The following is a 26,314-nucleotide window of genomic DNA, read 5'->3' on the forward strand; positions in this document are numbered from 1 at the left end:
TTACCTTAAGTTTGAAGTCTATAAAAATTATAGGGATTATGGAAAGATTGGTACTTACGATTAAAGATCAGCCATTTTGGTTTTTATTTTTCTTGGCGAGTTTTATGGTACTAGTCAGCCTATCTTTCCATACCTTTTCCGATTTGCTAGATTTTCAAACCCTTGATAGAGAAATGTTTTTTTGGTTTCTTTTGGTAGGATTTATTGCACAGACCATAGATGGAGCCTTGGGGATGGCCTATGGAGTAAGTTCCAATTCCATATTATTGGGGATTGGAATTCCACCGGCAGTCGCAAGCGCTTGGGTGCATATTGCACAAGTTTTTACGAGTCTGGCATCTGGGATATCGCATATGAAACTGGGTAATGTGGACTGGTCCTTGGCCAAGCGGTTATTGATTCCAGGGGTGTTGGGTGCTGTAATTGGTGCATTTTTTCTTTCTTCCATTGATGGTAATCAAGTGAAGCCTTACATAGCAGTCTATCTGATGGTCATGGGAGGGATTATCATCAGAAAAGTATTCAGAAAGCCAAAGAAAGCTTTTGATAAGCAGGCCAAATCTTTACCTTACCTAGCCACTGTGGGTGGATTTGTTGACTCCATTGGAGGTGGGGGATGGGGCCCTGTTGTAAATTCTACGTTGATGGGTAAAGGTCAGGTTCCCCGAAAGGCTATCGGAACTGGTAACTTTGTGGAGATATTCGTCTCCCTAGCAAGCGCTAGTACTTTTTTCTTTTTTGTCCATGAATTAAGTTTAGCGCCAATTTTAGGGTTGATAATAGGCGGTGTAATTGCCTCACCTTTTGCAGCGTTGATCTGTAAAAAGTTAAATCCTAAAGTCTTGATGTTCATGGTTGGCATGCTGGTAATTGGCTTGAGTATCCGGACCTTTTATTTGTCTATAGTGTAATTACCATTGAATTCTGTATTTTGGGGCATAATTATATCGTTATGCTCTCTAAAAAAGCAAAATATGCCCTCAAAACAATTCTTTATTTACATGCTCAGCATGGCAAGGGCCCAATAGCAGCTAAAACCATTGCAGAGTCAGAAAAGATTCCATATAAATTTTTAGAAAATATTCTGAGAGAACTCAAAAGTCACCAAGTAGTTAAGAGCACGAGAGGAGCGGTAGGAGGCTACACTTTAGCAAAAAATCCAGAAGAAATTACTGTTGCTCAATTGATGAGGATGATTGATGGTCCTATCGCATTAATCCCATGTGTCTCCGAGAAATTCTACGAGTCTTGTGGGGAATGTACCGATGAGGAAACCTGTTCTATCCGAAAGCTTTTTGCCCGTTTGCGTTTTCAGATGGTGAAAGTCCTTGATTGTTCCATTGTGGAGTTGAGTCAGTTATGAGGAAACGAATAGTTTTTATCTTCAAAGGTTTCTCTCTATTTTTTCATCAGGAGTTCTTTTCTCTTCAACATGTTGCTCCACTTTCCCAAGGTAGTAGGACACTTTAAAAGGATACCTCTGCTCTTTTAAAAGCTCATAAAATTTGACACTTGCTAGGCACACTAATCCAATCAGTAGTGCCTCTTTGGCTTAATTTGAAAAAATGCATTTAAATCCTTTAATAACCTATAAAAATTATAGGGTAATTAGGATAAATAAATTTTCCTTTCTACTTTTGGGTCATTGATTCTAAACTCTATCCTTTATGTCACAAGTAGCAAAAAGCATTGTATATCCACAGTTGAGTGTTCAGTCCACTTCTCAAGTGGAACAGGTAACCACTTTAGCCGATTGGTTTCATTCTTGTGCTTGGATACAAGTTGATTCCACAGGATCTTTTTCATTTCCTAATTTCCCTGAAAAGAAAGAGGTTTTTCAGGTTTTTTATTGTTCTGTAAAGGAAAGTAAGATAAAGCATTTACTAAAAACCATTTTGTCGTTGGGAGGTCTTTCAGGGAAGTTAATTGATTATCAAAAGGAGAATGATTCGTTTATTTTTCGCCTTTACAAGCATGAAGAGCAGGCGTTACTGATTCAGTTAAAGAGGATCGAAAATTATCTATCAAAAGAGTTGCGGTTTAAGCGTGTTCTTGCGCAAGTAATTTTCAATGAGAGGAAACATCGCGCGCAAGAGCGTTTATTGAGAAATGAATTATTTTAATTGTTTGGTGTTTTAGATTTATAGTTAAAGGGAAGGATCTTTTGATTTTTCCCTTTTTTCATTTGATTTTCCGAACTATTAAGCAAATTTTGTAGTTGGTTACAAAAAAAATCTATCCCATTCCACGATGAATCAATACAACGATCTGATCCAACAGACATTTGATTTCCCCACAAAGGAGTTTCATGTTGAAAATAATGAATTACATTTCAACGGAGTGAATTTGATGGAAATCATCAATGCGTATGGAACGCCCTTAAAACTGAGTTATCTTCCAAAAATTTCTGAAAACATTCAGAATGCGAAGACGTATTTTGGGAATGCGATAGAAAAACACGACTATAAAGGTAAGTACACCTATTGTTATTGTACCAAGTCCTCTCATTTCAGTTTTGTCTTAGATGAAGCCTTGAAAAATGACATCCATATCGAAACCTCCAGTACTTTCGATATTCATTTGGTCCGCTCCTTATTTGCTCAAGGAAAAATCAACAAACAGACTTACATTGTTTGCAATGGTTTCAAGCGTGAATTATATCGACAATACATCGCGGAGTTATTGAACGATGGTTTTGTCAATTGCATTCCTGTATTAGACAACTTAACTGAAATTGACTATTACTTGGAGCATGTCAACGTTCCTTTTCAAGTAGGTATTCGCATTGCAGCGGATGAAGAACCAAAGTTTGGCTTTTACACTTCTCGATTGGGTGTTCGCTACAGCGATATCATCAATCTCTATGAGGAAAAAATCAAAAATAATCCTCAGGTAAGCTTAAAAATGCTTCATTTCTTCCTCAATTCAGGAATCAAGGATACAGCGTACTACTGGTCTGAATTGACGCGCTTTATTCAGAAATATGTGGATTTGAAAAAAATTGCTCCTTCCTTGGATACAATGGATATCGGTGGCGGTTGGCCAATTAAGTATAATGTCTTTTTCGATTATGACTATCAGTATATGGCTGAACAAATCGTGAAAAATATCAAATGGATGTGTGCTAAAAACCATACAGATGAACCACATATTTTCACAGAGTTTGGTTCGTATACGGTAGGAGAGAGTGGGGCTGTGCTTTATTCTGTTTTGGACGAGAAGCTTCAAAATGACAAAGAACTTTGGTATATGATTGATGGATCATTCATCACTCAACTACCGGATAGCTGGGGATTGAATCAAAAGTATATCATGCTTGCAGTCAATAATTGGGATGAGGAATACCACAACATCAACTTGGGTGGCTTGACCTGCGATAGCATGGATTATTATAATTCAGAAGCGCATCAATTCAATATTTACTTGCCTAAGATTCAAGAAGGGCAAAAGCAGTATATAGGTTTTTTCCATACAGGTGCTTACCAAGAGTCTTTGGGCGGGTATGGAGGAATTCAACATTGTTTGATTCCGGCTCCAAAGCATGTGATTATCGATAGAAATCCTGATGGAAGCATTAAGCATTGGCTATTTGCACCAGAGCAGACCTCAGAAAGTATGATGAAGGTGTTGGGGTATCAATAACTACTAGTAAACTTAGAAAAAAGGCGGTTTCGATTTCCGCCTTTTTTTGTGAAAAATTGGTTAATCTATGCTGCAATTTCTTTAAAAGTATACAAACTTCTTTGTTCTTTATTATAAACTAACATCCAATGATGCCTCATCTAATACTTTGTGTTGCGTTTTTCTTTCTATTTGACCTTAATGGTATAAAAGTTGTTTACTTAGAAACAAAGCCCGATGATACCTCAGAAATGATATCTATGGAGTTAAAGGGTGTGGACTCTTTAGAGCGTTGTGAATCTATCATTCGAAGATTAGAAAAACTCTTAGTGAAAAAAGCCAAGGAGGAAAATAAAGAATTTGTGCACATATATATTGATGAACAGGTCCGTCCCCAAATCCAAACAGAGAGTCAGTTTGGTAGAATCGGAAGCGTTCGTGTATTATACTTCATCAAGTAATCATCATTAAATAATTAAAATTTTTAATTATTTAATGATACTGTAGAAAAGGTCAAACGTTAAAAATTGATAAATGGTCACAAAATTGAATAAAATTCTTCTTAAAATTGTAATTCAATTCTAAATCAAAATTGTGTTTTTTAAATAAAGTTTATGAGATTACTTTCCATTGCAATTATTCTACAAACGATTTTATTGATCTTCTTGGGAAATGATGTGTTTGCCCAACGAGAATACAAAGGCGAATATAAGTTCAATGGGTTGGATGGTACAGCAACTTTTCAGTTTAATGAGGGTGCAGAAGGGGCAGTGATCAAACAAGGAGAGTTTTATTTTCTACGAAAAGAGCAAGATCCTGATGATAAAACCAGGTATTATAAAACAGAAATTAATGGAATTTATAATAGGGATGTTAAATCAGGGTTATGGGAATACTTGGATGAAGATCATCAAATAGATCCTCAAGATGTTATGGACTTCAACCTCATATATGATCTAAAAAGCAGTCAGATAAAAATTAAAGCCAACTATAGCCAAGGTACTCCCAATGGACGCTGGATATTTGAGGAAAATGAATTTTCTGAGGGAGTACTCCGAAAAAAGGCAGAGGCAGAAGAATTCGAATTCAGTGCCGGAGATATCAAAGGAAAATTTCAATTTAAATCCTTCGTAGGCAGAAATACACATTTCATTCGGGGAGAGCTTAAGGATGGAGGAATTATGCATGGGGAATGGACCTTTGTTTACGATCGGGATGGTATGCTGATTAGCGAAATAAGGAATTATGAGAATGGATTTTTAATCGGTTTAGTTCAGAGAGATCTACTTGAGAATGAGGTCCTAGAGGAGATTGTCTTTTTTGAAACAATCAAGAAATTAAAACAAATCAATGCGGAAGAAAATAAAGGCTTTAGGATAGCTGATAAAAGCTTTGGTATTTTTTTTAACGATGGGTTTTTGTCTGACAATATTGCTTTTCAGGCGCAAGTTGACGGGAACAAATTCATGGCCGATTTTCTAGTAAAGATTTTACAGTATGATGATCAATATGTAAATCCATCCAAAGAATTAAAGGAATACCCTATTCATACAAAAAAGTTTGTCTTTGAATTGAGTAGGTCTCAGCAGCGAATCATTGAAGAACTCCCAAGTAGGTTTGATCAACTCAAACGTTCAACAGAATCGTATAAAGACAGGAATGCTTTAAGGTTAAATAGACAACGTTCTGACAGTTTATCGTTTGCTTACAGCTTTTTCGATTATCAATTCAATAAGTTGAAAGCGTTTGATGAGTTGATGAATCTTTTTAAATCAAAAGACATACAGTTTTATGATGTGGTCAACATGGCAGAAGAGGGTTTATCCTTTCTTTCATCCACCGATACGATTGCCTACCAATATGATGAAGAAAATAGGACGCGCGTAGTAGCGTATAAAACCCAGGATTTTTCTACTGATTTTTTTGCTGGACTAGATGCTTACATTTCAGAAATTAGCACAATTAATGGTGAATACACACGCTATGTGGATAGCCAATTATCTTTGATTGAACAAGATGCTGATTTAAAAGAGTTGGAGAATTCGATCAAATCATCCAAAGATAAGCTTTTAGCTAAATTCGATAGCTTAGAAAATAAAGATGAGTCCACGGTTTTGATGCTGCAGGCCATCAAAAACAATATATTGATAGCTAATTTTGATAAAATCAACGAGCGATATGCCAAAGCTGAGAAGTTTGCTGAGAAAAAAGCAGAGGCAGATTTGATGTTGGATTTAATTGATGAGATGAGCGAACAGTTTGTCTCAGTATCGAGGTTAACAAAAAATTGGGAGAAGCTTGATGAGATGTATATGGAAAATGTGTTCAATCCATACGTATACACACGCTACGATCAACGTACCAAAGCGCGCTTATTTGAAAGTGCTGAGCGATTGTATGAATATTATTTGCAGTCTATTCAAGAAGAACAAGATTACACTCAAATAAAAGTTTGGACTAGAAAAGTGCAAGACCTGATACTTCGAATGGCAGATTTAAGGAATCAAGATACCAGAACAATTGAAAGGAAGCTCAATCGTAGAACTTCGCCGAGTAAAATCGAATCGGCATTGGAGCTTTAATTTATAACATATGCTACGTACAACTAATTTTATATTTACTGCAATTTTGATTTTTTTTATGGGGATTCACCTGAATACCTATGCTCAAGACGTAGTAGTACCATCAGGACGGACAAATGTTCAAACAACAACTGAAAATTGGAATGGGCTTTACCTCAAGCTTCGGTTATCCGAAAAATGGTGGTGGTACCAAGAAAATCATTACCGAAGGAGAAATAGTTTAGACAACCCTTGGGATTTTGTAGGTAGGATGAGTCAGCTCTATAATAGATTTGGATTCACCTACTTATTTACAGATAACTTTGAAGTCACTTTTGGTCCTACCATTGTATGGCAGTTTTCTCCCGATCGAGGAAATCCTGATTTTTTGGATTCTGTCTTGGATACACGATTTTGGCATCAATGGTTGTTTACGCAAGGTGTAGGGCCAGTGAAAGTTTTGCATCAGTTTCGATTTGAACACCGCTTCCAACGGGGTAATGAAGTGGGCTCAGCATATGAGTTTAAAAACAGATGGAGGTATAAGATTACAGGTTATATTCCTTTGAATAAACCAAGAATGGAAAACAAAACATTTTTTGTAGCACCATCTAATGAATTCTTTTTTCAATCGAATAGACAGACATGGAATATTTTTGAAGAGAACCGAGTGTACACTGCTATTGGGTATACTTTTAATAATTATATGTTTTTTGGTGGGCATATGTGGACCTATGGGCCAACAGCTATTCCAGGCACCTATCGAAACAGACACATGATCCGATTAAACGTCATGTATACCATTGACTTTAGAGGAAATAGAAAACCAATAACCAGAGATTTCGCATTTTAAGCAGCAGATATGAAAAAAATTAGTCTACTGATTTTGTTTTTATTGGTTTCTTCCGGTATTCACGCTCAATACAAAGGACAGTGGAGGGCAATACATGCCTACGAAATACCAACTGATACTCCATTTTTAGGGTTAAACTTTACTGGAGAGTATTTTCCGCTTAATTATTTTTCTATTGCTTCTGGATTTACTTTTTTTACTCCTGCTACTGGTAATGCCAGAGGATTTGATATCAATGCTCGCTATTACCTCACTGAAAAAGAGCGAGAATGGTACGTGACTGCTGGTTACGGTTTTTACAGAAGGGTGTTTGAATTTAATCCAATTGGAAGATTTGATTTTAATTCATTGAATCTCGGAGCTGGAGGAATGATCAAATTGTCAGATGAAATCGGACTCAACCCTGAAATCCGTTTTCAAGCATTTGGAAGAAATGCAATGGTTTTCAAGCTTGGGGTAGTCTATTTCATTAACTAGCTCCCTCAGCATGATCTATATGAAGGCCATTAATGGTATAATATGATTTCATACAATCAGCCGTCATGCAGCTGTGAATAGGTAAGATTCCTATCAGATCCCCAACGGAGACCTGTTGCAATAATTCATCAGAAGCCTTGATTATCCCATGCTCTTGAGATACACTCTTGACATAAGAGCGCTGCTTCGGAATTTCCCATGCAGCACCTTCACGCAAATAAACTACTTCTCCATAGTTTTTACTGCCATCGGGTTCGTACAAAACATCCTTGGACAAATGTACCCCACCTCCATGGACGAGGATTTCACCTTTCTCCACTTGGATATCCACTATCGGAACGGCTAGTGCAACAGCTATGTCAGCCAAGCTACAGCTGCCAATACCGACCTGCGTAACATCATAAAACATAAAATTACCTGGCCCTAATTGATCAATATCTCCAAAATCATCCATCACCGAACAGCCGGGGGTATCCCCAATTCTGGTTTTAATAGTTGGATACTTAGCGATGTATAAAGCCTTTAATTCGGCTAAAGCAAGCCTGCTTTCTTCATAAATACCGACAATATCTTTGGTATAGTAGCTATGTCCCGGATGGATATAAAACCCTCGGAATGAAAATAAGGGATTCTTCTCAGCTGCGGCAAGTATCTCATCAATAATGGCTGTTTGCTGGTATGGAACACCCGTTCGTCCATATCCCGCGTCTATTTCAATAAAAAAACCAGCTGCTGAAGTTAACTTCTCTGCGACTAGTTGCGTGACTACTGGATTCACCAATTGAATGGATAGTTTTTGTTGAGAAGCCAACTCGTTGAAGGCGTTAATCTCACGAGGATTAAATGGAAATGCAATATGGATAGTACTCCAACCCTTATTGGAAAAATAGGATGCCATTTTGAGTGAAGAGACCGTTATTTCGCGAATGCCAACCTCTCTGGACCATTCACCCACGATATGTGACTGAGCAGTTTTCATGTGGGGGATCAGTTCCATACCATGCTTAGCTGCTTTCTCAGCCATGCGGGAAATATTTCTTCTGCAAATTTTTTCGTCTATCAAAAGAGTAGGAGAGGTGATGGTTTCGAGCATATGCGTCTTTTTTTGAAAGACCCAAAGTAAAGATATTTTTAGGGAACGCAAAATGCAGCATCAATGGACAAAGAAACGACAGCTAACAGGGAAGTAATCAGATAAGCACTATTCATCACCAACCTATCATCTAATACCTAGACACTAAATTTCCCTTGGATTATCAACCTTTCCAAGCTATTTTCGTCCCTTAGTTAAAACATTCAGAAAATATGTACATAGGATTAAAGCATTTGCATTCGGGTTTGGCTTATCTGGCCTTGGCAGCGCTCTTGATAGTGATGATTTATGCATTGGTAGGTGCACTAGGAAAGCGTGAATTCTCAGAAAAAGATCGAAAATTTGCCATGATTGCCTTCATTCTCTCTCACCTTCAGCTTTTAATTGGTTTGATATTATATTTTGTAAGCCCAATTGGTTTCTCATTATTAACCGGAGGTGGAGCTATGGGAGATAAGGTTGCACGTTTGACAGCCTTGGAGCATCCTGTCATTAACATAATTGCCATCGCAGTGATCTCAGTAGGTTATATTCGTGCCAAAAAGTTGACCGAAAGCACAGCTAAGTTCCGCTCCATCTACATGATGTATGGAATTGGTTTAGTATTGATTCTCTCTAGGATTCCTTGGCAAAGCTGGCTTGGTTAAGCCATCGCTCCGCTGCTTCCAAGTAAGCAGATTGAATCGCATCTAAAAAAAAGCATCCAACCAACATAGGTTGGATGCTTTTTTTATTATGAGATCTATCCGCATTCCTATCAGTAGCCATTTATCATTTCACGAAGTTTTTTTCAATTCGCTATGTTCGCAAGACTGTGGACGATTAGCTGCATAATGATGAGTGAAATATTTACATACAGATGTCATTGCTTACAATCCCAGTTATTTTTTTATTTCATTTACAAGTATAACAGTAGGACTGATTTTTTGAATCAGTTCTTGTTGGAAAAAAGAAAAGCCTTCAAAATAAAATTTTGACTTCATTTAACTGCCAAAATATTCTATTTTTCAAACGGTATTTAATAAAAAATTTATAAAAGACAATTATTGTTTAGCAATTATTTGCTAAAATTGTAGTAAAACGTAGGAGATAAACAGATAGTTGCTTCTACTATTTGCTGCCTAATGAACCTATTGAAAATCATTTTAACTAACCCAATATAAAAGTATGTCAGACAATTACAACATTGTGCAGAGCATTCGAAAGTTGCTTTTGCTTACTTCCTTTACCTTTCTAGCATTCTCCCAGTTGGCCTTCAGTCAGCAGGCGTATACACTGAAAGGTAAAATTACTGATAGCCGGTCCGGTGAGGAGGTGTTTGGAGCCACGGTAGCCATAACTGGAACGAGCATTGGTGCTGTTTCGGACTTGGACGGGAATTATGTATTAAGTGTTAATCAAGGACCTGGGCAAATACGTTTGGTTGTGAGAGCGATAGGGTATGCCACACGTAACCTGGAGATTACCTTGGGGAATCAAACGGAGATCACCAATAATTTTGCATTGAATCCTGATCTGATGAACTTAGATGAAGTTATCATCACGGGTACATCTGCGGGCACATCTCGTAGGCAACTCGGAAACGCGATTGCTACTGTAGGTCAACGAGAGTTAGAAGAAACAGGTGCAATTGCAGTCGATCAAGCATTGTCAGGGAAAATTGCAGGTGCTTTGGTACAGCAAAATTCAGGAGATCCTGCGGGTGGTATTTCGGTTCGTTTACGAGGAGCAAGTACCATTACAGGAAGCTCAGATCCATTGTATATCATTGATGGTGTTCTAATCAACAATAATAGTAATCAGTTGGTAGACATCGGCGGTACAGCTCAAAATAGACTCGTAGATATCAACCCAGCTGATATCGAGCGGATTGAAGTGTTGAAGGGTGCAGCTGCTGCGGCAATCTATGGTTCCCGAGCCAGTAACGGGGTCGTGCAAATTTTCACAAAAAGAGGGAAGACTGGAAAGCCACAATTTAATTTTTCTACTGCTTTCCGTTCCAATGAATTAAGAAGAAAAATCCCTTATAATCAAGTTCCATTGGATTGGACAGTTCCTGGAAATCGCAACAATTTTGAAACTTTTCCTGTCGAGCGTTTTGATTATCAGGACTTGATTTTCCGTACTGCTTATGGTACAGAAAATAATCTTTCGGTGAGTGGAGGGTCTGAAAAGACCAAATATTTTGGTTCCCTTGGATATTTGAATAATGGAGGAATCATTCAAAATACAAATTTTGAGCGCTTTGGTGCCCGATTAAATGTGGACCAAACAGTCAGCGATTGGTTGAAATTCAGCTTTGGAGTCAATTACAGCCGCAGTCAAAGTGCGGATATGCCCAACGGTGGAATCAATGCAGTAGATGGGGCTTTGACAGGTTTTGTATTTTCCAACAACCGTGTCAATCCAAGACCTGATGCATCGGGAGTGTATCCTGCGACCTCATTATTGGTGCCACGTTCCAATCCATTGGAAGCTGTCAATCGGTTTGACTATGGTCAGACGACCAACCGTGCGATCACTAACCTGACGATCAATGCGAATCCTACGGAAAAACTCAACATCACATACATTCTTGGTTTTGATTATTACAATCAATCTGCTTTTGGATTTATTCCTGTGGGAAATACTTCTTCCAATGCTTTGGGATGGGCTACCAGAGGAGATGCCAATGTGTATCAATTCAATAATGATTTGAATATCAGCTATGAGACAGATCTTTCTTCCAGCATTAGATCTACCACAGTCGTGGGAGGTACCTGGCAACGAGACGGCTTCACCAGAATTGGGCTCACTTCGGACAGACTTGCTCCGACCGTACGTACAGCCATTGGAGGGACCATCATCGGTGCAATTGACAGCAGAAGCGATGTTTCTTACTGGGGTGGTTTTGTACAACAAACCTTTGGGATCAAAGAAAAATTGTTTTTAACTGGCGCCTTACGATTGGACGGTGCATCTGTATTTGGACCAGAGGAACGGACACAGCTTTATGGAAAAGCGAGCGGATCTTACGTAATTTCCCAAGAGGAATTCTTTAAAAGAACTTTTGGTAATAATATCAGTAACTTAAAGCTACGTGCTTCATGGGGTCAGGCAGGTAACTTAACCGCAATTGGAGCTTTTGACCGATTTTTGAATTACAACCCTTTTGCCTTAGGAGGTGTGAGTGGGGTAGTTTCTTCTACTTTGTTGGGGAATGAAAATCTTGCGCCGGAAATCATGGAAGAGTTTGAATATGGTATGGATGCCAGTTTTTGGAATGACCGGATAGGCTTGGAGTTTTCTGTGTTCAACCAGCAAATTTCAGATCTTTTATTGCAAAGAGAAGTGGCTTCCTCTACAGGTTTCACTACTAGATTTGAAAATGTGGGAAGGATGCAAAATAAAGGGATTGAATTGCTTTTACGCATCAATCCTGTGAGAACCAAAGATTTTAACTGGGATATCACCACCACCTACACTCGCATTAGAAACGAAGTATTGGAAGTGGTAGGAGAGCAAGTGGTACTTCCAGGAAGTTTTGGTACTTCGGTGGTTAGAGCTGGAGAACCTATTGGAGTCTTTTTCCAAGGGTTTTATGCCAGGGATGCGAATGGAAATATTGCACTGAATGCCGATGGTTTTCCATTTAGAGGGGTAACGGAAGAGGGAAGAAATGTAAAAGTAATCGGTGATCCAAACCCGGATTGGTTTGGTTCGGTCATCAATGATTTCAGCTATAAAAATTTCTCATTCAGAATGCAGTGGGATGCTGTGATCGGTTTTGATGTATTCAATTGGAACAGGAGATTGTTGGATAATGCCTTGTTTGGAGGAGGCGTAAATGCTGGACGGGAACTGTTGGGAGAAATCCCGAAAGGAACAGGAGGAGTGCAAGCAGGTATTTTTGAAGAGTTTGTGGAAGATGGTTCCTTTGTCAAATTACGGGAATTGGCCATCGGGTATAATTATAAACCTCGTGGAAATGGTATCCAAAATGTACGCTTCAGCCTTATTGGTAGAAATATTCTTTCGATTGATAATTATACTGGTTGGGATCCTGAAATCAATACGCCGGGACAAAGCAATGGAGTCAGAGGTTTTGACTTTGGTGGGGTTCCAATTCCGAGAACCATTCAGTTGGGTGTAAATCTGACTTTCTAATGATAATCAAGAAATTCAATGATCAAAAATTTCAATATATGAAACGATCTCAACATACATTGGCAGCTCTATTCCTAAGCCTGATTTTGGTGATAGGCGTCAGCTGCGAAACCGAATTTACGAATCCCAATGCACCCACAGATGCACAGGTGCTCAACTCAAGGGAGGGTCTGTTTGCACTTGGCGTGGGAATCAAACAAGTGTATTCCACATCTGGCATTCGATTTATGGTAGAAAATAATGCAGTAACCACACGAGAAGCTGCCATTACGACGACTTTTATCAATATGATAGAATTGGAGGAAGGTGGAGATGCCTTGCAGGACTTCAATGCCAACGTGGAAGGCCTTTGGGCTACCATGTTGCGGGTAATGTCCATGAGCGAAGATTTGATTCAAGGGGCTGAGCGAGTTGATTTAGCACCAAGTACACGAGCAAATCTAATTGCCTATGGCTCTTGGTTTAAGGCGATGGCTATTGGCGCATTGACCCAAAACTATAGCCAAGTAGTTATTCAGACCAATCGAAACAATCAAGCACAGTTTGTTACAAGAGAACAGGCCTATCAAGAAGCTATCCGCCTATTGGAAGTGGCAAGAACCAACCTTGCAGGAGATATCAGTACGGAGTTTAGCAATGCCCTGCTTCGTGGCAATATTGACATACGAAATGCTGTCAATGCGTATTTAGCCCGATTCAATTTATTTGCTGGGAATTATGATGCTGCGATTACAGCGGCTAATGCAGTGAATAGAGCATCTACTTCCGTATTTGCATACGATCAATTGAATCAGAACCCGGTGTGGGCACGTGTTTTCTTAAACAATGCTCCTAATTTTAGACCACGAGATAATTTTGGTCTACCGGCTATTTTCAATTTGGACCCAGCCGATGGAAGGTTTGAGTTTTACTTAGTCCCTTCTGAGGCGGTCAATATCAACGGATTCCCCTTAGAAACATTGGCAGGATTTTTCACTACAGATACGGGTCCGATTCCTGTGTATTTGCCTGGTGAAATGCCTCTCATCATTGCAGAAGCAAATTTGAGAAAGCCTTCTCCGGATATGGCGGCAGCAGTAGCTGCGATCAATGAAGTGCGAACCAAGACTAATGATCCATTTGGAATCAATGCTGGCCTTAGTCCATACACTGGTGCAATGACCATCGAAGCTTTATTAAATGAAGTGTATGTCAATAGAAGGTTGGAATTGTTCCTAACAGGGGTGAGTTTGGCCGATAGTAGAAGATTCAATCGTCCTGCTCCAACGGGTTCTCGACAGTTTCAAGAAGAAAGAAATAGAAATTTCTATCCTTTCCCCTTACGTGAACGAAACAACAACCCGAACACACCAGCCAATCCACCTATTTAACCTTTGTTAATAAAGAAGCTACTTTGAAAAGAGTAGCTTTTTTTATGCCTTTAATCATACCTTCATATAAATACAAAGTCTAATGAGTCAAACAATTGAAAGCTGGAAGGCAAATGCAAAGGAGTGGATTCATATTGTGCATACCAACAGCATTCCTTCAAGGGCAATCACCAATCCAGCCATCATGGCAACAGTGCTACAAAGCTGCCATGGGAAGAGTGTCCTAGATCTTGGTTGTGGAGAGGGATGGCTTTGCCGCGCACTGCAAAAGGAGGGTTTACGGACCTTTGGCATTGATGGTACATGGGACTTAATTGAAGCGGCTAAAAAACAGGGTTTGTCAGACTCTTTTGAATGCTTGAGTTTTGAAGAGATCATTGCTTGGTCCAAAAAGAAAATCACATATCCATTGTTGGATCAATTGGCTAATCAGCCTTTCGATGGCTTGATATTTAATTTTTGCTTGTATGGGGATGTTGATTCGGAAGCACTGCTGCGTGCAGTACAACCGTTGGTAAGGCAAGATGGAAAAGTCTACATCCAAACCCTCCATCCCTTAGCGATGCTTGCAATGGGGTTGCGGTATGAAAGTCAGTGGATGGCAGATGCTTGGAAAGGATTGCCTGGGAATTTCACAAATGGACATCCTTGGTATGCCCGTACGCTACAGGACTGGATGTTGCTTTTTAGAAATTCTGGTTTTCAATTACAGCAGTTGTTAGAGCCACAAGGAAAGGAGCTTAACCAACCCTCCAGTATAATCTTTGTACTCTCGAGTCTGCCAAAGTAAAAGTGTTTGTCAGATTCCAGTGAGTGGGAATAACAAAAAGCCAGTCCTAATTTCGGACTGGCTTTTATGTTTAAAGGATTGAATTCTTAGAAATTTATGGTGACTGCGCTCGAACAATTGTTGCTTCCAGCTTCACAAACGGTGTAAGTTAATGATCCACCACCTCTAAAGTTGGTCTGATCTGTGTAGCTGCCAGAATTGCTGACTGTTGCAATTTTAGTACCATTTCGGAAGATGTCTACTTGTGCACTAGCCGCACCTGACCAGCTTAAAGAAGCTCTCCAACGTCCTTGTACTTTTGTACCTGAACCGCTCAGCTGAATACCGTCAGCAGGCTCCTCAGGCTCTGGTTCTGGATCTGGAGTTGGATTTTCAGGTTCTGGCTCTGGATCAGGAGTAGTGCTGCCACTTCCCAAGGAATACAACATATGGTTATTTACAGAACTTGAATTAGTTACAACATTCTTGGTAGAGGTTTCAGTTAAGAAATTATAAACTGCTTGAGCACTAGCTGAAGGACTTCCTTGCAAGAATAAGGCTGCTACACCAGCTACGTGAGGAGAGGCCATGGATGTTCCAGAAATCGTATTGATAGCTGTAGAACTTGTATGCCAAGCAGCTGTAATAGATGAACCTGGAGCAAAAATGTCCACGCAATTTCCAAAGTTGGAGAAAGAAGAGCGAGTGTCATTGTTAACGGTGGAACCCACAGTATAGGCTCTAGGAGCTCCAGCAGGAGATGCATTGCATGCATTGGCATTGCTGTTTCCAGCGGCCACTATCACAGGAACCCCTGCATCGTACATTCTGGCAACCGCATCATTTACAGAAGTACTGCTACCGCCACCTAAAGACATGTTTGCTACAGTAGGCCCATTTGCTTGCGCTGCTACCCAGTCCATACCAGCGATCACACCACTAAAAGAACCTGAACCTCTGCAATCCAATACGCGCACACCAACCAAGGTTACATTTTTTGCAACGCCATAGGTGGTACCACCTACGGTCCCTGCCACGTGAGTTCCGTGACCATTGCAATCTTCTGAATTACCTCCAAATGCATCGAAGCCTCTTTGAGCTCTTCCGCCAAATTCCACATGATCGGTACGAATACCTGTATCGATAATATATGCTGTTACTCCTTGACCTGTGGAAGTGTAGGTATATGTACCATTTAAAGGTAGGCTACGCTGATCGATTCTATCCAAACCCCAGGTAGCATTCGTTTGGGTAGTTGAATAAGCGTGTACATACCCATCTTGCTCGATATAATGTACTGCTGGATCATTTTTTAATAAAGCTACCTGATTATCTGTTAAGGAAACAGCAAATCCAGGCATCAAGTTACCAAATACTACATCTACTGCTTCATCCGCAACATCATAGCGGGATAAGATACCACTAGCAACTTCACGCATACCTGCTTGTACAAGCTCATAGTTGTCAGATTTTCTAAAATTCAAGGTTTCCTCATGGAGGACTACAATGTATTTGCCTGGAATGGGACCTTCCAGTTTGTCGATAGATGCCATGTCTGCATCAAGAATCATGGATCGGTCTTCTTGTTTTTCCTGACAAGAAGCTGCGAGAAAGACCAAACCAAGAAGAAATGCTCCCCATTTGGTTGGCCATTGAGCGTATTTTTTTGTAAACATAAATAGATTGATGGTTATAAATTTATAAAATGAATTTTCGATTATAGCGAATAAAATTTTTAAAAACAAAAAATAAAGTTTGGTTAATTTTAATTTCAATAGCTTATTCAGTCTAATATATGGTCAAATTCTTTTTTTTTAGTTTAAAATGCAAGTAGATACTTTTATCTTTTCTTCAGAAGTAGAAAAAACTTGTAAAATAAAATGGCAAAATTCAATTATTTAAAGCAACACACATGTGAATGCTTTTAGAGTTTTATTTTTCCATCCAAAGCAATGTAAAATTTCGTATTTTTGACCTGCGAAAAAAAATAAACCAAAGATCCGTACTTTCGGGTCTGACTTAAAGATTGGCTTTGAAATAAGAAAATAATTTACATTCATTCATACAAGCTGTTTAGACAGTAGCAAAAAAAAAGATACCATTGAAAATACTCACATTAGACGTAGGCGGAACCAATATTAAAGCAAAAATTGAAGGACCGGAAGATCGGAGAAAGTTTCCTTCCGGCACACATATCACACCCGAAATCATGGTTTCCGGAGTTCAGGAAATGGTCAGCGATTGGGAATTTGACGTCATATCTATCGGATTTCCCGGGATCATTAAGGGAGGAAAAATCATCAACGAACCAGCAAATTTGGGCAATGGATGGGCAGGATTTGATTTTGAAAAAACTTTTGGCAAACCTGTCAAATTAATGAACGATGCAGCTATGCAGGCCTTGGGGTCCTATCAAGGATCAGGAGTCTTATTGTTTTTAGGATTGGGAACCGGTTTGGGTTCAGCGGTGGTGGTTGATGGCACTGTGCTCCCGATGGAATTGGCACATTTGAGTTATAGAAGCGGCACATTTGAAGACTATGTAGGTTTCCGTGGGATGGAAAAATATGGAAAAGAAGAATGGCAGCAGCATGTCTTTGCGGTGGTAGAGCGATTCAAAGCAGCTTTTCTTCCGGATGATATTGTTTTGGGTGGTGGCAAATCCAAGTACTTGACAGAAGTGCCCCAAGGCTGTAGACTGGGTAACAATAAGCTTGCCTATGAGGGCGGTTTCAGACTATGGACCTAAGCATGGTAAGGGTATTTGCTGTACTTTTCTTCCTCTTAGCTATTCAGGCGCAGGCACAAGAGGTCAAGTTTGGATTGGGGGTAGGGCAGGCCCTGATCAAAGGAGAACAGTCCAAGGAGCGAGTGGCAGGTATTCGCTACCATGCCCTTTACGAATATCAGCCCTACCGGTCTCCTATTGCTTTTGGCTTTACGGCCTCCTTGATGGAGTCTGATGCAGCTTATACACGTCCTAATGGAGAGTTTAATGAACGCATGCGCATCATTCCGGTTGCCTTTGCGCCCAAGTTGATGTTCAGTGAATACGACTCCAAAGCTTTTGTAAAAGCCATGATCGGTGCCCAACAAACCAGGTCTACTGTCACTGCTGATAACTTTAATCGACAAAGGCAAGAGTACGGTTTCTATGGAGGTGTCGGGGCAGGGGTTGAATTGGGAATTACCAGTTTTCTGTTTGCTATTTTGGAATACGAACTCAGCGTAGTCGGATCCAGGCTCGTCAATAATCCAGTGATCCATTCTGCTCAGGTAGCCATTGGTATCAAATTCAATTGATCGTGAACTGTATCTTCGGTGCAGATGTTTGTTAATCAATCTTATGCTTATGAACACTCTTAAAAAATCCTTCATAGTCCTTGCTTGCATGATGCTTTCCACTGGTTTGCTCTTAGCTCAAGACCAAATCGAGTGGTTGACTTTTGAGGAAGCCGCCGAAAAAACTACGCAGCAACCAAAAATGGTCTTTGTGGATGTGTACACCGATTGGTGTGGTTGGTGTAAAAAAATGGATAAAGAAACATTTGCTGACCCGGCCGTGGTGACTTATATCAATGCTAATTTTTATGCAGTCAAGCTCAATGCAGAGAAAACCGATCGTGAGATCAGTTTTAGAGGGCAGACCTACACGGAGGCTACTATGGCCAAAGCTATGCGCGTATCCTCTTACCCCAACTTTATCATCATGGATGCTTCCATGGAAAACATTACCCAATACCCAGGATACAGAAAACCAGAGCCTTTTTTAGAGGGCTTAACAGCGATTTTAGAGCGCTTTGGTAAGTAATCTATTCACCTACGGATCCTATTTCATCTGATTATGAGTTTTGCATTGCATCAAAAAGAAGATACTATCATAGCCTTGGCAACCCCACAGGGAGTAGGAGCCATTGCGGTCATCCGCTTGTCGGGTAAGGATGCTATCAAGCTCACGAATGAGGTTTTTAAAGGGAAGGACTTGGAGAAACAAGCCTCTCACACCATTCACTTTGGCACGATTCGGGATGGGGAAAAGATCATAGATGAGGTATTGGTATCCCTGTTTATTGCACCTAAATCTTTCACGAAGGAAAATGTGGTGGAAATTTCCACCCATGGTTCATCCTATATCGTCAATCAAGTGCTCAAGCTCTTGATTCGCAAAGGTGCTCGTCCGGCCAAACCGGGTGAGTTTACCCAGCGTGCTTTTTTAAACGGGCAGTTTGACCTAGCCCAGGCCGAGGCTGTAGCAGATTTGATCCATTCCGATTCCGAAGCTTCCCATCAGGCGGCTTTGAGTCAGATGCGAGGAGGCTTTTCCAATGAAATCAGTCGCTTGCGGGCCGAATTGATCCATTTTGCATCTATGATCGAGTTAGAATTGGATTTTACAGAGGAAGATGTAGAGTTCGCCTCGAGGGACGACCTGAGAACATTAGTGGAGGCCTTGCTGAAAGTGGTGGAATTACTGATTGGATCCTTCGATCTAGGAAACGTTATTAAAAATGGGGTACCAACTGTAATTGCTGGTAAACCCAATGCGGGAAAATCCACCTTGTTGAATGCTCTTTTGAACGAGGAAAAGGCAATTGTATCCGATATTGCGGGAACTACCCGAGATTTTATCGAGGATGAGATCAATATTGGAGGCGTGATTTTTCGATTTATCGATACGGCAGGTCTGCGGGAGACTACGGATGTGATTGAAGCGATCGGTGTCAGTCGAACGCAGGAAAAGATGAAAACGGCTTCGTTGATTTTGTATCTGTTTGATTTGACCGATACTTCCATGGTGGAGATTCACCGAGATGTCAATAAGTTGGAAAATTTGGGTGTTCCTTTCTTAAAAGTGGCCAACAAAATCGATAAAGCAGCTCCTGCAATTTTGGAAGAGCTTCAAAGGACGTATAAGGATACGATTTTTATTTCCGCAGGGCAGAAGGAAAACTTGGATGATTTGAAAAGAAGGATTTTGGAGTTGGTGAATCTAGACAAGTTCAAGACTGGCAATACCATTGTGACCAATATCCGCCACTACGATTCCTTGAACAAAACAAGGGAATCATTGATCGATGTGTTGACAGGCTTGGATAACGAAGTGACCAATGATTTCTTAGCGATGGATATCCGAAGGTCATTACATTATTTAGGAGAGATTACAGGCGAGATCACGACAGATGATTTATTGGCGAACATCTTCTCTAAGTTCTGTATCGGGAAGTAAGCTCGCAGAAAGCGCGGAATCCACGGAAAAAATGGATGTCCACTAATGGCACGAAGGGGGTGCGAACTCCACAGTATATGCTGAAAATCAGGGATTAATTTTGTTTCATGGCTCCTTGGAGGCGGTCCAGAGGTTTCACAGATACAGGGATTTCTGTCGGTAGGAGAATTGAGAAAGCCAAATCTAAAACCTGCCTGTCGCAATTTTGGTCTACCCCCCAAATTCTAAAATCAACTCTTGCTACGAATGGAAGAAAGAGATCCTATAGTAACCTGACATTTAGGGGCGTAGCCCTGTGATCTTCGTAGAGAAAATCATGGATGATGTGCTCAGAGGCGCGTAGCGCTGAGATCTTCTCTCGCTTGATGACTTATTTAGACACCAATTGAGACTATGATTTTTACAGGTTCGCAGATTTTTTGCTGACGCAAAGAAGGGCTCGCAGAAGGCGCGGAATCCGCGGAATCCTCGGAAATAATGCGAAATTTTATCTTAAGGTCTTTAAAACTTCGAAACATTCTCACCAATAAAAAACCAAATCTAAATTCTAAAATCAACTCTTGCTACGAATGGAAGGAAGAGATCCTATAGTAACCTGATATTTAGGGGCGTAGCCCTGTTATCTTCGTAGAGAAAATGAAGGATAAGGTGGTCAGAGGCGCGTAGCGCTGAGATCTTCTCTCGCTTGATGACTTATTTAGACACCAATTGAGACTATGATTTTTACAGGTTCGCAGATTTTTTGCTGACGCAAATAGGGGTGGGCTCGCTGAAGGCGCGGAATCCGCGGAAGTCAAAGAAATAAGATGAAATTTTATCTCAGGGTATCTAAGATTTGGAAAGCTTATGGCTGGAGCTAATTCAATTGAAACCATGGGGTTGTGGCGGTCCCATGGTTACAAGATGTCGGATGTTCCTTTTCATAGATGTAGAAGCATTATGTGTACTACTTTGAAAGCAAGTTTATCAATAGGTGAAAAAATAATTCTAGATTTCATTGCGGCCTTGGTTTGTGTAAGCACTAGGGTTAACAGTTTAGGTGGGGACAAATTATCAGAAAGAACTGTCCTAAGGCTTTCTTCTTCTGCTTCATTTTTCAAAATCACTTGATCCGTAAGGAAGCGGTTGGTTCTGACTAAGGTTATTCCATTTTTAGTAGCTCCTTTTACAGCAGCTGTAGATGATTTATTCATATTTTCATTTTCAACTCGCGCTATCAGGATTTTTTTATTGGATGGAATTGGGTAGGTTTAAAGAATTGAAAATACTGCAACTAAAGTCAGATTGATCGATCCTACTCAGGGAACATTTGTGAGTTTATCCAGATAGATAAGTTAGTTACCGCCAATTTTAGAAAAGCCGTGAAAGAAAGAATAATCGGAATTGATATCGCAAGAGCATTAGCTGTTTTTGGAATGATAATCGTTAATTTTAAAATTGTACTTGGCGAAAATGGTTTGAATTGGGTCAAATCATTTGCAAGTGCTTTTGATGGAAAGGCATCAGCAACTTTCGTCGTTTTAGCAGGTATTGGACTTGCTTTGATGACAAATTCAGCATTGAGAACTAATGATTTCCAAAAAATACAAATAGCCCGAATAAAAATTGCCAAAAGAGCCTTGTTTCTTTTCATTATTGGTCTTTCGTATATTGTAATTTGGCCAGCGGATATCTTGCATTTTTATGGAGTTTATATGCTCTTTATTTTAATTTTGTTAACGAGCAATGGGAAAACTATTATTATTTCGACAATTGGATTAATCCTGATCTACCCATTTATTTTAGGAGTTTTGGATTATGAAAATGGTTGGGATTTTGAAACTTTACACTATCTCGATTTTTGGACATTTAATGGTTTTTTTAGAAATCTACTCTTCAATGGTTTTCACCCAGTAATTCCTTGGGCTTCTTTTATGCTTTTTGGTTTTTGGTTTGGTAAACAGGATTTAAGAAACGACCGATTCATCAAAAAAGCCTTTTGGGTTAGTTCCATCGCTTTTGTTGTAATTTTAATTTTATCACACGTGTCAATTTCATTTTTATCAAAAGGAAATGAGCAAACAGTAAATGAATTATCACAAATAATTGGAACAAATCCAATGCCACCATTGCCAATATATATGGCTAATGGAATTGCAATTTCCATATCAATTATATCAGCTTGTATCATAATCGGTAAAATATTTTCAAAAAATAAATTACTCTTGGCTTTAAATAAAACAGGGCAACTGGCTTTAACTTTTTATGTCGCTCACGTAATTATCGGGATGGGAATTATTGAGGCGATTAACCCAGAAAAAATGGGGAATTATCCAATAGAATTTTCAGTGGGTTATGCTTTATTATTCAGTTTCTTATGTATATTTTTTGCAACTTTTTGGTTAAAACGCAGAGAAAATGGACCAGTAGAATGGGTAATGAAAAAAATAATTGGTTAAAAAAACTGGGTGCATATAGAAAGTTTTGATAGTGATATTAGACAGCTATTTTTTTTGGAGCCTTTTACTCTAGTATCCGTTGTTTGTGAGAGTTGAGATGTTTTTGAGCAATGCATGCAAATCACGGTCAGTTAAAAGCTTGATAAGACAATCGTGGCACCGGAACCACTTTAGAGATTGAGTCGCATATACGATACTCAACGAGTCCTGGGTCTAGCATCTTGCAAAAGGTCCATTGTAGCCGGTCTATTCCTTGGATGTGGTTCCTGGAAATTTGTTAGCCATCTGATAACAAATACAACAAAATTTACTAATTTTAGTAGGGTTGTAAAACAGTTGAATAAAGAAAAATAAAAGCCTGTTTTTACAGCTTGTCCCATGAGATTGGTGGCTTACGTTAGCTGACTTGCAAAAAAATATCATGAGTTACCGTTTTGGTAACTATATAAATTACATTTACTATAATTAATTAATGCAAGATTTTGAGAGTTAATGTCAAAAGAACACTCAGGGCTACAATAAAGCACTTGAAAAAAATTTGAATTGATTTTTGATGCAAAACAGAGAATATCCAAAGGCGCTGGGCTAATTTCAGCTTGGATGCAGCTTTTGTTGGAGAACAGTCGGGTGGTTCAAAGTAAATGGAAAGTTTACCATCTTTAATTAGTCGGGAGTAGATTGGAAGGGGAGGGCTCCGAATGCCTGCCTATCGTACCCAAGCCTGATACTGTTGTAGATAATGGTGAGAATAATTGTCTTAAATCACTTGAACTGTATGATTTAAAAAAATGAAAAAACTATTATTTAAGTGGGATAAATTAAGTGGGACTTTCTGGTTTATTCCAGTGATGATCATCATTATTTCAATTCTCCTATCATTTAGCTTAGTGTATTTGGATAGTATTTTTACTTTGCCGCAAAATAGCCTTGGCCGTCTCTTTGTTGTGAATAGTTCGGATTCTGCCCGGATTATTTTGTCCACTATTTCTGGGGCAATGTTGGGAGTGGCTGGGACTGTATTTTCCATCACACTTGTGGTCCTTACGCTGGCATCTTCTCAATTCGGCCCGAGTCTAATCAAAAATTTTATGTATGTTAGGTTGAATCAGGTAGTATTAGGTTCGTATATTTCAACTTATCTCTATTGTCTGCTAGTTTTAAATGCTATAAAAGATGGAGAAAACTATACTTTTATCCCTTCCATATCCATAATCATGGCGATTGTAATCGCCATAGCCAATATTGTTTTACTAATCATTTTTATCCATCGGATTGCTGTAAGCATTCAAGCAGATAAAGTGATATCTGATATTTCAATCTTTATATCTCAACAGCTTGAAACCTTGTTTCCTGAAAAAATAGAGGAGAAAAAAGAATTTGAAGATAATGATGATCTAATTTCCGCTTTTAAAAAGCGCATTCCTATAAATTCTCCTAAAAGCGGTTATCTTCAGTACATTGATAATGAAGCGTTGATAGAAATGTTAGGAGACCGTGATTCATTACTGGAGTTGTATTACAGGCCTGGAGGGCACCTAGTGGAAGGACTAGAGATTGGGGTGCTCTATTTGAATGAAAATTGGGAAAAACCGGAGTTTACAAGCATTTTCGAGCATTTGGTGATAGGTAAAACAAAAACATCTCAACAAGACCTTGAATTCTCTATCTATCAAATGGTTGAAATAGCTTCCCGTGCACTTTCGCCAGGAGTTAATGATCCATTCACAGCGATCTCTTGCATTGATAACCTGACAACTACTATGTGCTATCTGGCCAAAGCTAAATTTCCTTCAAAATATCGTTTTGATAGTAAGGGTAATCTCAGGATTATTGCGGATGTATTGAATTTTGAGGGAGTTTTAGATGCTGCTTTCAACCAAATCCGACAGTATTCAATAGGAAGTATAGCTGTTATCATTAGATTAATGAAAGCATTAGTAACCATATATAAATTCACAAGCAAAGAAAACCATAAAAAAGCTGTCATGAAGCATGCCGAGATGGTTTTAAGATTAGGTAAGGAAACTATCAAAGAGCTGAATGACCTAACTGACTTAACGAATATAGCAGAAGAAATTTTAAAGGATGGTTTAGCCATGGGGATTAAACGTACGGAGTGATTCCTATTGGTTAAAAAAACTGGGTGCATATAGAAAGTTTTGATAGTGATATTAGACAGCTATTTTTTTTGGAGCCTTTTACTCTAGTATCCGTTGTTTGTGAGAGTTGAGATGTTTTTGAGCAATGCACGCAAATCACGGTTAGTTAAATGCTTGATAAGACAATCGTGGTACCGGAACCACTTTAAAGAATGAGTCGCATATACGATACTCAACGAGTCCTGGGTCTAGCTTCTTGCAAAAGGTCCATTGTAGCCGGTCTATTCCTTGGATATGGTTCCTAGAAATTTGTTGGCCATATGGTAACAAATACAACAAAATTTACTAATTTTAGTAGGGTTGTAAAACAGTTGAATAAAGAAAAATAAGGGCCTGTTTTTACAGCTTATCCCATGAGGTTGGTGGCTTGCGTTACGTGACAAGCATAAAAAGACAAAAGATTAACCGTTGAAAATGAAAGTTATATTTTTGATTATTGTTCTGATTCACGGACTAATCCATCTGCTTGGATTTGTCAAAGGCTTTGAATTGAGAGAAGTCAAAGAATTAACACTTCCTATTTCAAAGCCAATGGGGGTTGGTTGGTTGACTTCAACATTCCTATTTTTGACGTATGGATCATTGCACTTATTAAATTCCAAATATGCTTGGCTAATAGGACTTGTTGCAGTAATTCTTTCACAAGTGCTAATTATCTTTTTTTGGAAAGACGCAAAGTTCGGGACTATACCCAATAGTATCATTTTGGTGGTTTCAATAGTTTCATTTGGTTATTATAACTTTCAGAAAGTCATTCAACAAGAGACAACACAGTTGCTCAATAAAAATGTCACTATAGAAAACAGAACTTTACTTGAAAGTGATTTAACCAATTTACCCGAACCGGTAAAAAAATGGTTGAAAAATTCAGGCGTAATAGGAAAACCACTTATAAGTTATGGCAAAGTAACTCAAGTGGCTGAAATGCAAATGAAACCAGAGCAAGACAATTGGTTGACGGCAACAGCGATACAATATACAAGTATTGACAATCCTGGATTTATATGGTCAGTAGATGCGAGAATGAATAGCTTGTTGCACTTTCAAGGACGAGATAAGTTTGAGGATGGCAAGGGCGAAATGCTGATTAAATTGAACTCCTTATTCAACATTGTAAACGAGCGGGGAGAAAAATTAGATGAAGGCACATTGCAGCGTTACCTTGGTGAAATGGTTTGGTTTCCTTCTTTGGCTTTGAGTTCATACATAACTTGGGAACAACTCGACGAGAATAAAGCAAAAGCGACCATGACCTACAAAGGAACTTCTGGCAGCGGGACATTTCATTTTAATTCAAATGGTGACATTACAAAATATTCGGCATTGCGTTATAAAGGCAACGAAATTGACGCAAAAAGGCACGATTGGGAAATGAACATATTGGATTATAAATCATTTGAAGGTATAAAAGTTCCAACAAAAATGACATCTACTTGGAAGCTCGACGATAGAGATTGGACTTGGTTAAAATTGGAAGTTACAGACATATCATACAACAAGAATACCAGCCACTAATGGAGCATTCAGAAGTATCCCGAGGCTAGTGATATACCTTCATTCGTCAGTACAGGCATTACTCCCGTTGGAACGGACAAGTTTT

The 26,314-nt window shown here is 39.2% G+C and carries 22 protein-coding genes; 19 read left to right on the forward strand and 3 right to left on the reverse strand.

Annotated elements, in window-relative coordinates; genetic code table 11:
- The first annotated feature begins 38 nt into the window (after nt 1-38).
- From IPZ59_RS13115 to IPZ59_RS13150, 8 genes are all read left to right on the forward strand, one after another.
- A complete protein-coding gene (locus IPZ59_RS13115; RefSeq protein WP_236136503.1) occupies nt 39-911 on the forward strand; it encodes a sulfite exporter TauE/SafE family protein in 873 nt (290 codons plus the stop codon).
- Between the two features lie 41 nt (nt 912-952).
- Complete coding sequence (locus IPZ59_RS13120; RefSeq protein ID WP_236136504.1) at nt 953-1,363, forward strand: RrF2 family transcriptional regulator; 411 nt, start codon at nt 953-955, stop codon at nt 1,361-1,363.
- 304 nt (nt 1,364-1,667) lie between these two features.
- Complete coding sequence (locus tag IPZ59_RS13125) at nt 1,668-2,123, forward strand: hypothetical protein (RefSeq protein ID WP_236136505.1); 456 nt, start codon at nt 1,668-1,670, stop codon at nt 2,121-2,123.
- Nucleotides 2,124-2,250: 127 nt separating this feature from the next.
- Nucleotides 2,251-3,642 (forward strand): arginine decarboxylase, encoded by a 1,392-nt coding sequence (locus IPZ59_RS13130; protein ID WP_236136506.1) that lies wholly within the window; start codon nt 2,251-2,253, stop codon nt 3,640-3,642.
- 128 nt (nt 3,643-3,770) lie between these two features.
- Complete coding sequence (locus tag IPZ59_RS13135; RefSeq protein WP_236136507.1) at nt 3,771-4,082, forward strand: hypothetical protein; 312 nt, start codon at nt 3,771-3,773, stop codon at nt 4,080-4,082.
- Between the two features lie 153 nt (nt 4,083-4,235).
- Entirely contained in the window at nt 4,236-6,203 is a 1,968-nt protein-coding gene (locus tag IPZ59_RS13140) for a hypothetical protein (RefSeq protein ID WP_236136508.1), read from the forward strand.
- A 10-nt stretch (nt 6,204-6,213) separates the two neighbouring features.
- The gene (locus IPZ59_RS13145; RefSeq protein WP_236136509.1) at nt 6,214-7,035 is read left to right on the forward strand and encodes a DUF2490 domain-containing protein; all 822 of its coding nucleotides are present in this window, start codon (nt 6,214-6,216) and stop codon (nt 7,033-7,035) included.
- A gap of 9 nt (nt 7,036-7,044) precedes the next feature.
- Complete coding sequence (locus IPZ59_RS13150; protein WP_236136510.1) at nt 7,045-7,512, forward strand: porin family protein; 468 nt, start codon at nt 7,045-7,047, stop codon at nt 7,510-7,512.
- Here IPZ59_RS13150 and IPZ59_RS13155 read toward each other — a convergent pair.
- Nucleotides 7,505-8,605, reverse strand: a complete 1,101-nt coding sequence (locus IPZ59_RS13155) for an alanine racemase (RefSeq protein WP_236136511.1) — start codon at nt 8,603-8,605, stop codon at nt 7,505-7,507. The two genes, IPZ59_RS13150 and IPZ59_RS13155, sit on opposite strands and share 8 nt — an antisense overlap.
- Before the next feature lie 212 nt (nt 8,606-8,817).
- Here IPZ59_RS13155 and IPZ59_RS13160 point away from each other — a divergent pair, with 212 nt between their 5' ends.
- The 4 genes from IPZ59_RS13160 to IPZ59_RS13175 all read left to right on the forward strand — a co-directional run bounded on the left by IPZ59_RS13160 (nt 8,818) and on the right by IPZ59_RS13175 (nt 14,911).
- Complete coding sequence (locus IPZ59_RS13160; protein WP_236136512.1) at nt 8,818-9,252, forward strand: hypothetical protein; 435 nt, start codon at nt 8,818-8,820, stop codon at nt 9,250-9,252.
- Nucleotides 9,253-9,772: 520 nt separating this feature from the next.
- Nucleotides 9,773-12,751, forward strand: a complete 2,979-nt coding sequence (locus tag IPZ59_RS13165; protein ID WP_236136513.1) for a SusC/RagA family TonB-linked outer membrane protein — start codon at nt 9,773-9,775, stop codon at nt 12,749-12,751.
- 38 nt (nt 12,752-12,789) lie between these two features.
- Entirely contained in the window at nt 12,790-14,121 is a 1,332-nt protein-coding gene (locus tag IPZ59_RS13170) for a RagB/SusD family nutrient uptake outer membrane protein (RefSeq protein WP_236136514.1), read from the forward strand.
- Nucleotides 14,122-14,203: 82 nt separating this feature from the next.
- On the forward strand, nt 14,204-14,911 hold the full coding sequence (locus IPZ59_RS13175; protein WP_236136515.1) for a class I SAM-dependent methyltransferase: 708 nt from the start codon (nt 14,204-14,206) through the stop codon (nt 14,909-14,911).
- Nucleotides 14,912-14,997: 86 nt separating this feature from the next.
- On the opposite strand, the gene IPZ59_RS13180 is transcribed toward IPZ59_RS13175, so the two are convergent.
- On the reverse strand, nt 14,998-16,566 hold the full coding sequence (locus tag IPZ59_RS13180; protein WP_236136516.1) for a S8 family peptidase: 1,569 nt from the start codon (nt 16,564-16,566) through the stop codon (nt 14,998-15,000).
- A 425-nt stretch (nt 16,567-16,991) separates the two neighbouring features.
- On the opposite strand from IPZ59_RS13180, the gene IPZ59_RS13185 reads away from it, so the two are divergent.
- From IPZ59_RS13185 to mnmE, 4 genes are read left to right on the forward strand one after another with little or no spacing between them, the layout of a single operon-like run.
- On the forward strand, nt 16,992-17,639 hold the full coding sequence (locus IPZ59_RS13185; protein WP_236136517.1) for an ROK family protein: 648 nt from the start codon (nt 16,992-16,994) through the stop codon (nt 17,637-17,639).
- Complete coding sequence (locus IPZ59_RS13190; protein ID WP_236136518.1) at nt 17,630-18,193, forward strand: outer membrane beta-barrel protein; 564 nt, start codon at nt 17,630-17,632, stop codon at nt 18,191-18,193. The genes IPZ59_RS13185 and IPZ59_RS13190 overlap by 10 nt, the downstream gene beginning before the upstream one ends.
- A gap of 49 nt (nt 18,194-18,242) precedes the next feature.
- On the forward strand, nt 18,243-18,701 hold the full coding sequence (locus IPZ59_RS13195) for a thioredoxin family protein (RefSeq protein WP_394800712.1): 459 nt from the start codon (nt 18,243-18,245) through the stop codon (nt 18,699-18,701).
- Between the two features lie 33 nt (nt 18,702-18,734).
- A complete protein-coding gene (gene mnmE / locus IPZ59_RS13200) occupies nt 18,735-20,117 on the forward strand; it encodes a tRNA uridine-5-carboxymethylaminomethyl(34) synthesis GTPase MnmE (RefSeq protein WP_236136519.1) in 1,383 nt (460 codons plus the stop codon).
- A 920-nt stretch (nt 20,118-21,037) separates the two neighbouring features.
- Here mnmE and IPZ59_RS13205 read toward each other — a convergent pair.
- Nucleotides 21,038-21,310 (reverse strand): hypothetical protein, encoded by a 273-nt coding sequence (locus IPZ59_RS13205; protein ID WP_236136520.1) that lies wholly within the window; start codon nt 21,308-21,310, stop codon nt 21,038-21,040.
- A gap of 168 nt (nt 21,311-21,478) precedes the next feature.
- Between IPZ59_RS13205 and IPZ59_RS13210 the strand changes: the two genes are divergently transcribed.
- The 3 genes from IPZ59_RS13210 to IPZ59_RS13220 all read left to right on the forward strand — a co-directional run bounded on the left by IPZ59_RS13210 (nt 21,479) and on the right by IPZ59_RS13220 (nt 26,229).
- The gene (locus IPZ59_RS13210; RefSeq protein WP_236136521.1) at nt 21,479-22,555 is read left to right on the forward strand and encodes a DUF418 domain-containing protein; all 1,077 of its coding nucleotides are present in this window, start codon (nt 21,479-21,481) and stop codon (nt 22,553-22,555) included.
- Nucleotides 22,556-23,343: 788 nt separating this feature from the next.
- Nucleotides 23,344-24,675 carry a DUF2254 domain-containing protein gene (locus IPZ59_RS13215; protein WP_236136522.1) on the forward strand — a complete coding sequence of 444 codons (1,332 nt, stop codon included), beginning with the start codon at nt 23,344-23,346 and terminating at the stop codon, nt 24,673-24,675.
- Nucleotides 24,676-25,128: 453 nt separating this feature from the next.
- Entirely contained in the window at nt 25,129-26,229 is a 1,101-nt protein-coding gene (locus IPZ59_RS13220; RefSeq protein WP_236136523.1) for a DUF6544 family protein, read from the forward strand.
- Nucleotides 26,230-26,314: the final 85 nt, after the last annotated feature.

Source organism: Mongoliitalea daihaiensis, assembly GCF_021596945.1.
GTDB lineage: Bacteria > Bacteroidota > Bacteroidia > Cytophagales > Cyclobacteriaceae > Mongoliitalea > Mongoliitalea daihaiensis.

Coding starts and splice junctions, on each gene's coding strand:
- IPZ59_RS13190 (WP_236136518.1), top strand. CDS start 17,630: ATGGACCTAAGCATGGTAAGGGTATTTGCTGTACTTTTCTTCCTCTTA.
- IPZ59_RS13220 (WP_236136523.1), top strand. CDS start 25,129: ATGAAAGTTATATTTTTGATTATTGTTCTGATTCACGGACTAATCCAT.
- IPZ59_RS13115 (WP_236136503.1), top strand. CDS start 39: ATGGAAAGATTGGTACTTACGATTAAAGATCAGCCATTTTGGTTTTTA.
- IPZ59_RS13205 (WP_236136520.1), bottom strand. CDS start 21,310: ATGAATAAATCATCTACAGCTGCTGTAAAAGGAGCTACTAAAAATGGA.
- IPZ59_RS13165 (WP_236136513.1), top strand. CDS start 9,773: ATGTCAGACAATTACAACATTGTGCAGAGCATTCGAAAGTTGCTTTTG.
- IPZ59_RS13120 (WP_236136504.1), top strand. CDS start 953: ATGCTCTCTAAAAAAGCAAAATATGCCCTCAAAACAATTCTTTATTTA.
- IPZ59_RS13215 (WP_236136522.1), top strand. CDS start 23,344: ATGAAAAAACTATTATTTAAGTGGGATAAATTAAGTGGGACTTTCTGG.
- IPZ59_RS13150 (WP_236136510.1), top strand. CDS start 7,045: ATGAAAAAAATTAGTCTACTGATTTTGTTTTTATTGGTTTCTTCCGGT.
- IPZ59_RS13160 (WP_236136512.1), top strand. CDS start 8,818: ATGTACATAGGATTAAAGCATTTGCATTCGGGTTTGGCTTATCTGGCC.
- IPZ59_RS13130 (WP_236136506.1), top strand. CDS start 2,251: ATGAATCAATACAACGATCTGATCCAACAGACATTTGATTTCCCCACA.
- IPZ59_RS13180 (WP_236136516.1), bottom strand. CDS start 16,566: ATGTTTACAAAAAAATACGCTCAATGGCCAACCAAATGGGGAGCATTT.
- IPZ59_RS13125 (WP_236136505.1), top strand. CDS start 1,668: ATGTCACAAGTAGCAAAAAGCATTGTATATCCACAGTTGAGTGTTCAG.
- IPZ59_RS13135 (WP_236136507.1), top strand. CDS start 3,771: ATGATGCCTCATCTAATACTTTGTGTTGCGTTTTTCTTTCTATTTGAC.
- IPZ59_RS13175 (WP_236136515.1), top strand. CDS start 14,204: ATGAGTCAAACAATTGAAAGCTGGAAGGCAAATGCAAAGGAGTGGATT.
- IPZ59_RS13195 (WP_394800712.1), top strand. CDS start 18,243: ATGAACACTCTTAAAAAATCCTTCATAGTCCTTGCTTGCATGATGCTT.
- IPZ59_RS13140 (WP_236136508.1), top strand. CDS start 4,236: ATGAGATTACTTTCCATTGCAATTATTCTACAAACGATTTTATTGATC.
- IPZ59_RS13170 (WP_236136514.1), top strand. CDS start 12,790: ATGAAACGATCTCAACATACATTGGCAGCTCTATTCCTAAGCCTGATT.
- mnmE (WP_236136519.1), top strand. CDS start 18,735: ATGAGTTTTGCATTGCATCAAAAAGAAGATACTATCATAGCCTTGGCA.
- IPZ59_RS13155 (WP_236136511.1), bottom strand. CDS start 8,605: ATGCTCGAAACCATCACCTCTCCTACTCTTTTGATAGACGAAAAAATT.
- IPZ59_RS13145 (WP_236136509.1), top strand. CDS start 6,214: ATGCTACGTACAACTAATTTTATATTTACTGCAATTTTGATTTTTTTT.